Origin of the sequence: Yersinia sp. 2545 StPb PI (assembly GCF_052217125.1) — a bacterium.
GTDB lineage: Bacteria > Pseudomonadota > Gammaproteobacteria > Enterobacterales > Enterobacteriaceae > Yersinia > Yersinia enterocolitica_E.
The window spans coordinates 1,159,638-1,173,756 of sequence record NZ_JAZGPY010000001.1 but is presented as its reverse complement, the minus strand read 5'-3'; the positions used below and the strand labels follow the sequence as shown (position 1 = coordinate 1,173,756).

Genomic DNA, 14,119 nt, shown 5'->3' with positions numbered 1-14,119 from the left:
AGCAATAAGCAGCAGTGCTAAAAACCATGATGTAATTACTTTATCTGGCTAATAAAAGCATTGATATCATTTTATTTATCACAGGGATGTTATTTTAATGATAAATACAAAAATTAATTAGCCATTGTTATTAATTAGTTTTATCAGTATGACTATTCCATACGGAACATTATATTACCCACCTGGCCACTTTCATCCAATACATTAAGCTGATAGCCGCCCGGCACAGATAAGTTTTGTACCCATGACTGATTATTCTCGGTCACCGCCACCTGCTCCCCATTGAGGAACCACCAATGTTGACCTCTCCCGCCTTGCGCCACCAGGCGCAGATCAAGGCTATTATGACCAGGTAAGCGCTTAACTACAGCACCATCACGTATACCTAAAATCAGCAATGGCGCAGCACTGCCTTCCCCTTGCGGTGGACATTGCTGGCTTGCTGCGGGTAACCGTTGATTACGCCGTTCAGCCAGTGGCAACCATGGCTCCAGTGGCAGTGGCCACAAGGCCACTTGCGTTGGCTTGGCTCCTAAGCAATCCGCGGCAACCCGCTCGCCTTGCTGATTTAGCCAGATACTGAGTTGACTACCCTGCATATTTTCCTGGCCGGGTGCGGTCAGTGTGGGCGGTACCGTGCCATCGAGCACCCAGCTTTGACGCCGCTGTCGACAGTTGCTATCACCAACCGCTAGCGGTTGCCCACCCGGCCAACAAATCTCTTCCCGACTGACTGACGATGGCCTTGGATCTGACGGTAACCTGCGAATGCTTTGCTGTAACCCTGCCATCAACAGGTTATTGACCTGATTAAGTATCGGTATCGCAGTAGCATAACCAAACTGCCCGGCAACCGGAGTGCCATCTGGACGCCCCACCCACACGCCTATTGTATAACGCGCATTGATGCCAATAGCCCAAGCATCACGATAGCCGTAGCTGGTACCGGTTTTCCATGCCAGTGGCACGGTAGCTGGCAAAATGTCATCCGGTAATGGCCTGGCTTCACCGGCCATAATGCGCCGGGTAATCCATGCTGCTCCCGGTGAGAATAGTCGCCGTTCTTGTATTTGTTGCTGCGGTTCAAAACGCAATGTTGCTGCCATTCCGCCACGGGCGAAAGCGCTATACGCGGCAACCAATTGATCCAACCGTGAACCGGTTCCGCCTAAAATGACCGCCAGACTGGGTTCACTGTGAGAGGGGAAACGTAAGTTCAGACCACCATTGCGTAAATTGGCGGTAAAACGTTTTGGGCCGTAGGCTTCCAGTAATTGAACTGCCGGTAAATTCAGCGAACGCACCAGAGCTTCACTGGCACTGACCGGCCCATGGAATCCGGTATCAAAATTGCCAGGCCGGTAATCACCAAAGCGACGTGGCACGTCCTGAAGCAGAGATTCAGCATGGATCAGGCCGTCATCCAGTGCCATGGCATACAGGAAAGGTTTGAGTGTCGACCCCGGTGAGCGCCATGCACTGACCATATCCACATGACCAAAGCGGCTGTTGTCCTGAAAATCCACCGACCCAAGATAAGCACGCACCTTCATCGTGGTATGGTCAACCACCAGCAAGCCTAGCGAGGTTTTCTCAGGTAATTGATGACGCCAACTCGCCGCCATATCTTCCAATTGGCGCTGTAATCCGGTATCAAGTGTGGTGTGGATCACTTCGCGCTGATTACCACTGGTTAAACGGCGAGCCAGTAAAGGAGCCAATTGTGGCATCTGACGCGGTGCCAGCCAGACCTCTTCTTGTTTAATATCAGCCACATCCTTTGCTGTCCAAACCTGATAATCCGCCAGTCGGGTTAACACTTTGTCTCGAGCAGCCTTTGCCCGTAGAGGATAGCGATCGGGACGTAGCCGACTAGGGGCTTGCGGTAATGCTGCCAGCAATGCGGCTTCTGCCGCGGTTAATTGAGAGGGCGGCTTAGCTAAATAGGTCCAACTGGCAGCGCCAATCCCTTGTAGGGTGCCACCAAATGGAGCGCGATTAAGGTAGATTTCGAGAATTTGAACTTTGGAAAAATGCCATTCCAACTGAAAAGTACGCCAGACTTGACGCAATTTGCCAGCTAACGTGCGCGGATGTGGGTCGATCAAGCGGGCAACCTGCATAGATAGCGTGCTGCCACCTGAAAGTATCTTACCAGCGCGCAGATCCTGCCAGGCGGCACGCGCTAGCGCCAATGGGTTTACCCCGGGATGAAAGTAAAACCAGCGGTCTTCAAAAGTGAGCAGTGCTTGCAGATAATACGGCGAAACCTGACTCAACGTTACCGGATAACGCCATACGCCGTCAGCATCGGCAAAACGCCATAACGGTGTACCATCTTCACCAACCACTACCCGCGCGACCTGGACCTCGGCCAGAGGCAATGGCCAAAGTCTATCTGCCAGCCAAAGAGTGGCCGGAAACAACACCAAGATAAGCACCAACGCCCAGCCCATACGCCGATAGCGGGAATAGATATTTTTGCGCATGAATCGTATTACTTCCCCCGACAACTGTTTCGTCGCTCAGGGGAAGTGAGTATTCACTTAACGATTTCAAGCTGCGCTGGAGTACTCCCTAGCGCACGCCAATCGGGTACATACATCGATTCTACTTGTGGCGCAGGTACCTGGTAGAGGCCTGGCGTGACCGCCCGCGCCAGATAGAGCAACGTGGTGTGACGGTAACCATCGACATTGACGGCAGCGACATAACGGTCATCACGAAACTCCTGATGTTTGATATCCGATTGCTGCATATCCTGTAATAGCTCAGTCACGCTGCTGGCACTCTCTCCCAAACTGGCGCTGCTATCGCCCAGATTCTGGTTTTCCAGTTCCAGACCAGCAGGCAGCAAATCAACCACCAGCGCATCCGGTACCCGCCTATCGGCCCAAACATCCAGATGCACCAAGACTAACTCACCACTTTTCAGTTGTGATAACTGCAACGGATTGCCATCTAGCCCAATGTAACTCCGGGTGATATGCAAATTATTACTGAATGGTGCCGGGGTTTGCTGCGGATATCCCACCACTGCAACGCGGCTATACAATGGTGTATCACCCCGATTTTGCAGTTGCATCCCCGCAGCCAGTTGTGATGCCGACCAGTTTTGGTTTAACGCGGTACTTTGGGTCAGCGTCACGCTATCCGCAATTGGCTCAGCTTGTGGCGCGATAGCAACCTGCCACGGCGTTTCAGCGCCATTCATCAAGGTGCGCCCCGCAAGGAATATAGCATTGCTCTCCTGCGTTGACAGGTAGTTGCGGCTGGTCAAGGCATCAGACAGGGCCAACAGACGACTATCACGTGCTTGCGGCAGTAGATTGTTGTCGGTTAACAGTGCCAGAATAAGGGCATCATCGCGTATCGGGCTACCGTAATCCTCCAGCCCGTAATCCTTATCACTGCGTATGGTATTTAGCCCCTGAGTGATGGCTTCTTTGGCACGCGGCATGTCGCCCATCAATTTCAATGCCACACCCAACTGCACCAGTGGTAAGCCAGAACGCGCTTCACTATTGCGGCTATATAACTGCCGTAATGCGCCGAGCGAAGCCTGCTGCTGCTGCGCCAATACCAGCCCCGCATAGGCTTGCACCGCAAAGCGGGTATGCTTGGTTTGCTCGCTGTAGCGAATTTCAACCTGATTAGGATCCTGTAAATAACGCTGTAATCGGGTATTCGCCGCCGTCAGTGCCGCCGCAGGCACGCTGTAGCCTTGTTGGCTGGCACGATACAGGAAGTCAGTGGCATAGGCGGTTAGCCAGAACTCTTCCGGGCTGTCGTTGCTCCACAAACCAAAGCCGCCGTTGTAGCGCTGCATACTGAGCAAATGCTCAATTCCGACATCAATCGTCTGTCGCCGTTTTTCATCGCTATCGGCCTTAATACCCAGCGCAGTCAACTGTGCATGGTTGCTGTACAGTGAGGGATACAGTCCACTGACTGTCTGCTCCAGACAGCCATAAGGATAGGCGTATAACTCGCTGATATAACGAGCCAAGTTGAGAGGTGGGCGGCTGGTTATCAGCAGTTGACCTTGCAATGTTTCAGCACTCAATCCCGCCGTAGCCTGCTCAGGCAGGCTCCAGCTTTCACCACTGCGCAGCACATTAGCGAAATGGCGCGTTTGGGCCGGATAGGCTGGCCGCACGCCAATTTTCCAATGATGCTGGTAATCTGGCAGTTCTTCATTTGGCAGTACCATGCCACTGATCGTCAGACCAAGATCACCCTGCCCAAACCCGTTCAGCGCCCGAACCGGGATCAGTACCGTTTTACGCTCACCGTTCGCCAGCGTAACGGACTGAGTTTGCGCGCCATTTAGCGCCAGTAAATCACTGGCGGCCAATTTCAGCGCTAAGGTTTGTGCCTGACCAGATAAATTACTTAAGTCCAGAGCCAGTTGGGTACTGTCGCCACCGGCCAGAAAACGTGGCGCTGCCAGTTGAGCAATCAATGGTGCTGCCACCACCACTTTCGACTCTGCTTTGCCAAAATCTTCATCACTCCAGGCTTGGGCCATTAAACGTAACTCACCGTTAAAATCTGGAATCGCCAGCTCAACGGTGCCTTCACCCTGTGCGTTTAATGTCACCGGTTGGGCTTGCTGCGCTACAATAGTCACTTCGGTAATGGGTTTCTTGCCCCCACGGGACAGCGCATCTTCCTCATCACCATCACCACCAAAACGTAAGCTGGCTAAACGCCCTTGCCCTTCGATCAATTGCCCATAGACATCATAGCGATCGGCGCTGTAGCGCTTACGGCCAAAAAAGGCATCGTAAGGATCTGGCGTGGCGTAATCCGTAATATTCAAGATCCCGCTGTCAACGGCTGACAGTAAAACTTGCACTTTTTCCGGTAACGGCGCGCCACTGCGGCTGGCCTTCACTTTTACCGTTAAAGTTTGATTGGGCCGGATACGCTCGGGGGCATCCAATTGCAATGCCAACTTGCGGGTTTCATCCACCAACGGCAGATGCAATAAACCAATCGCTCGTTTTGGCGTCGCCTGTTGTGATTTATCACCCGGGCGAATCACTGTGGCACTGAGATACAGGTCATGCCGATTCCACTCTTTGTTAATCGGCACTTCGACCTCTGCACCACCCGCAGGAATAGTCACTTCCTGCCACCACAGCGGGCCGTCGCTGGATTCCACCAGCAGATAGCCATTACCCGCCGCTGGCGCTTCAATATGTAACTTCACTTTTTCGCCTGGGCGGTAAGCGGGTTTATCCAATGTTAATTTGACCTGATCAGGACGCACCGCACCACTGCCAGCGGTATTATCCTGCCAACTGTAACCGGCCCAGAAACGAGAACTGCTGATCAATTCATTATCTGGGTTACTCACCTCAATGCGGTATGCGCCCCACTCCACCGGGAAACTGACTTTAGCGCTCCCGTTGGCGGCGATATTCACGCTTTGCTCTGCCAGAGTCAGATCTTTTTTATCAAATAACGACTGCCAGCCATCACTTTCTGACCACTGCCAGTAGTAATCACGCCGCTCACGTACCAACTTCACTTTGATGCCATTGGCGGCCAGCTTTTCGCCGTTGGCATTTGCATAGATAATTTCAAAATCAGCCTGCGTATCCTGATCCACCATCGCCTGTGATTTATAGCTGTCACTGCGGTAATCATAAACCTGCTGTTTATTGAACAGCGGGCGAATCCCCACCAACGCCTCAGCAGGCCACACTGCTTGCTCCGCACGGCGAGTGACTGGCCGGCCCCCCGACTCCAACAAGCTGGCCTGTAATATCAATTTCAGCGGCGATTGGGCATGCTGCCAACTGTTATCCACCGCAATATCTGTCTGCCCCTCGTTATCTAAGGTGGTATCAAACTCATCTAAGGTGCGGGAGAGGTTCTCTTCGATAATCGAACCAAATTCAAAACCGGGCAGTGTGGCAACAGCTTCACGCAGTGGGCGCAGGAATAATTGGCCTTGCAGACGGTTGCCCGAGGCCGGGGCACCGTATAAGTAACGGCCAGTGACGGCAAAGTTAGCCTCACTGTCAGTGGCGATCGGTTCTTTACTGGTGGCAATATCGAGCGCCATACGCTCTGGCAGAAAATCCTCTACCTTGAATTTGTACAATCGTGGCTGGTTATCACCCACATTCAAGCGTAGTGACCACTCGCCAGTTGGGCCACCTTCAGGTATGGCATATTGGTATTGATACAGGCCATCCTGTGGTTGCCAGGTAAAGCTGCGCACCACTTGATTATCCGGTTTGAGGATATCGACTTTAACTGGTTGGGTTGTTAGGGGTTTACCGTCAGCATCGCGCAGTAACCCATTAACAATTAAGGTTTCACCTGGCCGATACAGGTCACGGGGGCCAAAGACAAAGAACTGCTTCTGGAAACCCTCTGGACCGGCAATATCAAACTCGGCCAGATCTAAAGCGGGCGCATTAAGGTCGATCAGACTGGTCTGCCCATTTTGCGCGGCGAGTAGCAGTTTGGCGTTAGCGTTTTTTTCCAACTGCGCATGGCCCTTGCCGTCGGTTTCGGCCTGAGCCAACACCTGGCCTTTATCATCTAACAGTTGCAGTGACACGCCTTTCAACGCCGCACCACCGGCTAATGCCTGAGTGAACACATCCATCTGGTTATGGTAGCTATGTAGCGAAACACCGATATCACTCAGGGTAAATAGGGTTGCAGCATTGGTATAGCTGTAGTGACCGGCTTGCTGCATGACAGCCAGATAGACGCCAGATTCTTGTAACGGCTTGATATCGGCTAAGGGCAGCAACAGCTTTTCACGGGTATTAACCGCAGGATTGAGATCAAAACGGCCGGTATAGACTAAATCAGCCATTTTCAGCAGTTCGTCCGATTCCCAGTTAGAGAGCGCACTGCGGTTCTGCCAGTTAGCGAGGAAATTAGCCAAGCTGCTTTGTTTAATGCGAAAGAAGTTAACATCGACGTTATCAACATTGAGCGCCATCACCGGCAAGCCCTGCGCCAGTTTGCCCGGCAGCAAAGAGCCTTTGCTGGCAAAGCCGACACTCGGTTTAATATCACGCGTGGTGATTTGTTGCTGTTGTTGTGCACCCAGTTGCGCGCCACCTACCCCTTGCAGCGTGCTGTCGACAGTCAACAGCAATTTACGCTCCGGTTTGAGATGGCGTAAACGCAGCTCCATTAGATTATCGGATAGCTCCCAGGCACCGTCGATGTTGCCACTGACAGTATCAACCAAATGCACCTGCGCGGCGAAGTCCTGATTTGGATTCAGTGGTTGCGAGAAGGTCAGTACCATGGCACTGGCCCCGTCAAGTTGCAGCTCAGAGGCATCCAGCAAGGTGAGCGGCTGACCAGCATGGCGTTTTGCCAGCTCCGCCAGTACCACCGTATCTGTGGGTTTACTCGCCGGTGTTTTTGCCGCCGAGGTACTGGCTTGAGCCGCAGGCGGTGTGACCACGCCCTTATTATTGCTGTCATCACAAGCGGCTAATAACAACGCCGCAGCGAGCAATATAGCCGCCCGCCCCCCCTTAATTCCTGACATTAACCGACGCAAACCATTGTGATTCATATCTTGCTCCCTGGCTGATAGCAAGATTATAGCATTGGTATGAAAGGGAATATAGGGAGGGAAGAGTCAAGTGATTATCTTCATAAAAAATGCGCATTGGCTCGCATTTATATCGCCCTTTCTAAACAACGCACACCAAAAACCTATTTAATATTTTTTTAATAAAAATTAAATTATTCAATCCGCCAATGAAAGACAAGGCAGAACATAAAATAAAAACCAATAAAATCAACATAAAAACAAGGAAATCCTCACAAAAAAATAAAATTAAAAATCAAATTAATATAAACCACCCGAATTAATATTTTAATAAATAGGAATGGGTAGCTTACTTCTTTATATTTCATCCAACATTTTGTCGTTATTACCCCTCTTGAGTATTTCGTCTTTTAAATTCATCTGTAAATAGGAATGTATAAAACCATGGGTCATCGCAACACATTAAACACACGTTTATTGCCGTTATCTATTTTGGTCTCATCATTGATATCTGGTGGGGCAATTGCTGCGTCAACATCTACGTTTATACCCGGTGCAACTCTCGGTATGGGCAATGCTGGCAGCTTTTCCATACCCGCTAACACCCCGGTGGTTAACACCAAAGCCCCTGAAGATATCTTGCTGGAAAGCATCTTTCCTGAAAGCCCAAAAATTACACCAAAGATGATTGCCGAGGCTGAGTCGCAAATTACAACAATGCGACAGGATCACCAGCAGCAGATTAAGGATATTGAAACCAACATTGCTGCATTAGCACCGGCACAAAAAGAACAAGCGAACAAAGAACTAGACTCATTTAAAGGTGTATTTGAAAAAAATATCACGCAGTTAGAAGCCGTTGTTGCTTATGCAAAAGACGATACCGAAGACAACAAGAACAAACTCAATGCAGCAGCAGCAGATGCTTTTACAGCCTCGCTCAATAGCAAAGCACCGGGCCAGTTCACCGCTGAAGAAGCCAACTCACTGTTTACTGCGTCATTAACCAACGATAACTCAGCTATTTCGCCAGAACTTAAGCAAAAAGCCACGGCAGTTACACAGCGGCAACAAGCAAGCCAAAATACTCTGACTAAGGTACAAAACTACCTGACTCAAGGTGTGATTAGCCAGGAACAAAAGGAAAAACTGGCGGCTTATTTTGCCGATAAACAAGTTAAGTTCAACGAGCTGGCTGTTGCTGAACAGGCAGAGGAAGAAGCCAAAAAAACAAATACCAAGGCAAAAGCTGATGCTGCAGTCCTGAATGTTAAATCCGTTCTTCTTAAGACAAGTGTTGAAAACGCTGAGAAAGAAAAAATTCAAGCTGAAGATAACTTAAAACAACTTGATACTGAAAAAACCACGGCAATTAAAGCTGTCAATGCAGCCTGGGATGATAAGACACCAGATCTCGTCAACGAGCTACAAAAACTGATTGATGATACAAGCACGCCTGTGGACAAAAAAACTGAGGCTGAAGCCGCGCAAAAGGCCATCAAAAATGCAGCGGCAGCACAGCAGGTAGCTGATGACGCAACCAAGAAACATCAGTCTGCCGACGCTGATTTTAATAACATTGAGCTTAAGGTTACTGCTGCCAATAAGATTAAAACTGACGCTGCGGATAAGCTCGCCACCAGCGCCACAGAAATGAACAATGCGGCAGCAGCATTAGCTAATTTAGAGACAGTAACGACTACGACTATTGATATACCTGCATTTGAGCAAAAAATTGCCAGCACTGAGCAGCAAACCGTCGCTACCGGAACCTTTGCAGTCGATACCCAAGTATCAGGCGGCACACAAAATGTGGAAAAAGACGGCGAAATCATTAACAGCGTGATTAGCGAAGATGGCACCGTAACGTTGGCGCTTGGCGCGTTGGCAAATAGTACTGTTATCACCAAAGGCATTATGGAAAATAACGGTGGTACGGATAAAAATACCAATGTTGGTGCAGAAGGTCAGTTAAGCCTTAAAGGGATAAGTGAGACTGAACGAGCCAAATCAGAAGGGGCTATTGTTGCCAAAGGCGGCCAGGTTACAGCGGGAGATTATTCTTTTGTCAGTGATATGGTCAGTGAAGGTGATATTACTGCCAAAGATAAAGCTGTTATTTCTAAAGCCATCATCAACGGTGGGAACTTAACCCTGCAAAGCCAAGCTATCGCAGCAGATACCACGCTGAATGGCGGTGTTTTCACCGTTGAAGCTGGTGCGGGAGCGATACGTACGACTATCAATGATGGCGAATTCGCGGTTAATGACAAGGCGAGTGCTTATAAAACCACACTTGAGAACGGTACCTTCACTTTGGCGAGCGGTGCCACAGCAGAGTATACGACGGTTAATGGCGGCAAGTTCATTGTTAACGATGGTGCCACGGCCGAGCATACCGAACTGAATAACAGTCATTTCGAGCTTGCTGGTAGCGCAAGCGCCCATCATACCACGGTTAATAACGGTGCAGAATTCACCGTTATTGGCGATGCGAAAGCTGACAACACCACGGTAAACGGCGGTATCTTGAAGCTTAAGTCGCGCATGCAAGCCAATAAGATATTGGTTGAAGACGGTTATGCGCTGATCTACAGTTCGCTGAAAGACGCGGAGTTAAATGGCGGTACCACCATTTTCACCCAAACTGCCGCAGTCGAAGGGACTATTGATGCCAGCCAAGGCAGCTTCCTGAGCGTCCATGACGGTGCAGTAACCCAGAATGCAGACCTGAATTTAGCCGGTAACATGGTGCTGGTGGCCGAAGATGCACCTTATGTCAGGCTACACCCAACTTCCCGTGCGGCCTTTAGCGCCATGAATGGCAAACCCGCTAAATTCGCCTTTAAAGATGTCACGCTAGCGGGCGGCTCTATCGATATGAGCCAAACAAAAGCGCAACTGACCATGAACTCATTGGCAGGTAACGGTAGCTTTAACTTAGGTTCAGCCCTGCACAGCCATACCACGGCACCACTGAATGTAACGGGTGATGCCAATGGTGATTTCAACGTTCAGATCGATGCCAGCGGTGTTGCTCCGGCTAACCTGAATGTCGTTGATGTACAGGGTACCAATAACGCGCGCTTTGCACTGGCTAATGGCCCGGTAGATCTGGGTAACTATAAGCACAACCTAGTCAGTAATGGTCAAGGCGGCTTCAAACTGGTAGCCGATAAAGCAGCTCTGACACCAAGCACCGCGGGTGTGCTGGCTGTCGCCAATACCATGCCGGTTATCTTTAATGCTGAGTTAAGTTCAATTCAGAATCGTTTGGATAAGCAAAGTTCGTCAGCTAACGAAAGCGGTGTGTGGCTCACTTACCTGAACGACAGCTATAACGTGAAAGGCACAGCAGCCAACTTCAACCAGAAGTTGAATGGCATGACTTTAGGTGGCGATAAAGCCATTGATTTAGGTAATGCCGTATTCAGTATCGGTAGCTTCGCCAGCTACAGCAGCTCAAATATCAAATCTGATTACCAGAGCAGCGGCAGTGTGGAAAGCAACTCATTGGGTGCTTACGCGCAATATTTGGCTAACAGCGGTTATTACATTAATGGTGTGCTGAAAACTAACCAGTTTAAACAGAACCTCAGTGTAACCGCTAAAGGCGGCAGCGCCACCGGCAATACTAACTTCTCCGGTCTGGGTCTGGCCATGAAGGTAGGTAAACATATTAATATCAATGAGATGTATATCTCTCCTTATGTCGCGCTGAACACCTTTAGCTCCGGCAAGAGCCAGTACCAACTGTCTAACGGCATGGAAGCACAGAGCCAAGGCGCACGTTCTACCACTAGTACTTTGGGGATGAACACCGGTTATCGCTTTGTGTTGAATGGTGGTACTGAAATTAAGCCTTACGCTATCTTCTCAGTGGATCATGACCTGATGGCCAGCAACAAGGTGATGGTTAACAACGAAATGTTTGATAACAGCCTGAAAGGGACCCGAGCTAACGCAGGTGTGGGGGTCAATGTAAACCTGACCTCTAACCTGTCAATCGGTTCTGAAGTGAAAGTCTCTAAAGGTAAAAACATTGCGACCCCAATGACCATTAATATGGGCGTTGCTTACACCTTCTAAATAACACGTTAAGTTCTTCATGTAGCAATGAGAATGGTGTGTCAAAAAAGGGAGCCTGTTACGGCTCCCTTTCCTATATCTAGCTAACCTGACCCGCCAACAGCGAGTTAATGGCTGGTCGAGGGAATCACATTTCTCAGCCAACTGCCCCAGCGGCGCTGATAAAACGCCTGCGTAAGGGTCATCAGATAGTGGCTTACCCCACGCTCTTTCTCATTAACCAGACAGAAATCGACCGGGCGATCATCCGGTGCATGGTCACTGGCCACATTGCCCGCTTCCTGAATTAGCTGGTCTATCTCTTCGGGCGAACCATCCACTTCTAACCCAATCAGTAAGTTAGCTTGCTCATCCACACTTTTATCATGCATCAATGCCAGAAAAGCACGCCGCACCGGTTTGCGCTGGCTGAACAGTTGGATCAACGCATCAACCATCGCCGCCGGATACTCTTCCGGCTGGCCCAACAAGATTTGGCTCTCTTTATCCACCATCATTTCAGCCGGTTGGGCTAAACCGCCATTTTCCAATAGCATCGCCACTTCTTGCGGCCAAAACTCTTTGCCATGTTCTGATTTCGGGTTCAGGAACAGATGTGCACCCTGTGTCATTTCAAATAACACTCGTACTGGCATAGCAACAAAAGGCTGCTTTTCGAGGTCAGTTTGCTCATCCTCAGCCTGGCTCAGCGCCTGTTGCAATACTTCTGGCGAACTGAAGAAAGGAATAACTGATTCACCATCCTGCTTTTCCCAATGCAGAATATTGACCCCATTGCCCGCAGTGAAGGTCATCTCGCTATCCTCACCGCCCGGTTCTGAGCCGGCCACCAGCACTAACACCGTGGCGTCCAGTAACGTGCGGAAAAAAGCAGTGCGATAAATTGACTCAGTTGCCGCCAATTTTAGCAACGACTCCAGACTCTGGTCCTCATCATGGTGGTGATCATGGTTATCATCGGCAGGTGGTTGTAGCAAACTCATCTTGTACTCCGAAAAACGTCAAGCAGATCGAACAAAGGGACGTAAATGCGCCCCATTAGTAGCTTACAAAGCCAAACGAAGGGGAAGCGCGCCGTTCGGGTCGTAGCGGCATGAGCCGCCGGAGTGCCCGTGGGTGTGCTAGCCCCTTCATTCACCAAACTTACTGTTTTGCTTTCGCCAACAACAAATTAGCAATGGTACGAACACCTAAACCTGTAGCACCGGCAGACCATTGTTCAACCGCACTTTTACGGTAAGTGGCAGAGCAGTCAATATGGAGCCAACCTTGTTGGTAGTTTTTCACAAAATGCGACAGGAATGCGGCGGCAGTACTGGCACCCGCACTGTAGGCAGCGCCCGCCACATTATTCAATTCAGCAAAGTTAGATGGCAACTGGCTGCGATGGAATTCCGCCAGCGGTAAACGCCAGAAAGGTTCATGTTCACTTTGCGCGCTGTTCAGCAGCGCTTGTGCCAGTTCATCATCAAAGCTGAACAGAGCATGGTAGTCGTTACCCAATGCCGTTTTGGCCGCACCGGTTAAAGTGGCAGCATCTATAATCAGCGGTGCGTTTTGTTCAGCGGCATCAATCAGGCCATCAGCTAGTACCAGACGCCCTTCAGCATCGGTATTCATGATTTCTACAGTTTTACCATTGCGGTAACGGATAATATCACCCAGTTTAAAGGCATTACCGCTAACCATATTGTCGGCACAACACAGATACAACTTCACACGCTGTTTCAAGCCACGCGCCGCCGCCAGGGCCAAGGCTCCCGTCACGGTGGCTGCACCGCCCATATCGGATTTCATCGAGTCCATGAACGCACTCTGCTTCAGGCTGTAACCGCCGGAATCAAATGTAATTCCTTTACCTACCAGACAGGCCATTACCGACGCATCAGGATTACCGGTTGGGTTATAATCCAAGGCCAGCAATACCGGTGCACGATCAGATCCACGACCCACGGTATAGATCCCAGCATAACCCTGCTCGCGTAGATCTTCGCCTTTGGTAATACGGTAACTGACCGCATCGCACGAGACGGCACACATCAAATCAATGGCATTTTTAGCCAATTGCTCTGGACCTAAGTCTTCCGCCGGTGCGTTGATCGTGTCGCGCACCCAATCGATAATTTTTATGCGTTGTTTCAGTTCAGTTTTTTCGTTCTCTGGCAGTTCTGCCCACTCCACGCTGCGCTGACCTTTTGGCCCACGGAACCCTTGCCAAAATGCCCAACTTTGCTCCAACCCCCAGCCCTCGCCAGCCAGTTTTATGTGCTTAATTCCCTGCCCATCTATTTTGCGCGCAGCACGTTGAATCGCACCTAATTGACCGTTGTCCGTCAGGTGGATAGTCATCCCTTCAGCATCGGTACTCAACAGCGCTTTCTCGCCCCAACGGGCATCTGCCGGATTATGCGACAGGGATACTTGCATCAATTCTGTTGTCATTATTACCTCGTTATTATTTTTTGCTGTCATTCAGCTAGTTAT

General features: G+C 50.1%; 5 protein-coding genes. 1 reads left to right on the top strand and 4 read right to left on the bottom strand.

Translation table 11 applies throughout. The features are described from left to right. Positions 1–152: 152 nt before the first annotated feature. Positions 153–2,489: a peptidoglycan glycosyltransferase PbpC gene (gene pbpC / locus V1955_RS05200; protein ID WP_442820602.1), complete on the bottom strand. Its 2,337-nt coding sequence runs from the start codon at positions 2,487–2,489 to the stop codon at positions 153–155. Positions 2,490–2,542: 53 nt separating this feature from the next. After that, positions 2,543–7,567: an alpha-2-macroglobulin family protein gene (locus V1955_RS05195; RefSeq protein WP_442820601.1), complete on the bottom strand. Its 5,025-nt coding sequence runs from the start codon at positions 7,565–7,567 to the stop codon at positions 2,543–2,545. Between the two features lie 423 nt (positions 7,568–7,990). On the opposite strand from V1955_RS05195, the gene V1955_RS05190 reads away from it, so the two are divergent. Beyond that, positions 7,991–11,635 carry an autotransporter outer membrane beta-barrel domain-containing protein gene (locus tag V1955_RS05190; protein ID WP_442820600.1) on the top strand — a complete coding sequence of 1,215 codons (3,645 nt, stop codon included), beginning with the start codon at positions 7,991–7,993 and terminating at the stop codon, positions 11,633–11,635. 107 nt (positions 11,636–11,742) lie between these two features. Here V1955_RS05190 and sseB read toward each other — a convergent pair whose 3' ends face one another. Both sseB and pepB read right to left on the bottom strand, forming a co-directional pair. Further along, the gene (sseB, locus tag V1955_RS05185; protein WP_442820599.1) at positions 11,743–12,618 is read right to left on the bottom strand and encodes an enhanced serine sensitivity protein SseB; all 876 of its coding nucleotides are present in this window, start codon (positions 12,616–12,618) and stop codon (positions 11,743–11,745) included. A gap of 160 nt (positions 12,619–12,778) precedes the next feature. After that, on the bottom strand, positions 12,779–14,077 hold the full coding sequence (pepB, locus tag V1955_RS05180; RefSeq protein WP_442820598.1) for an aminopeptidase PepB: 1,299 nt from the start codon (positions 14,075–14,077) through the stop codon (positions 12,779–12,781). Positions 14,078–14,119: the final 42 nt, after the last annotated feature.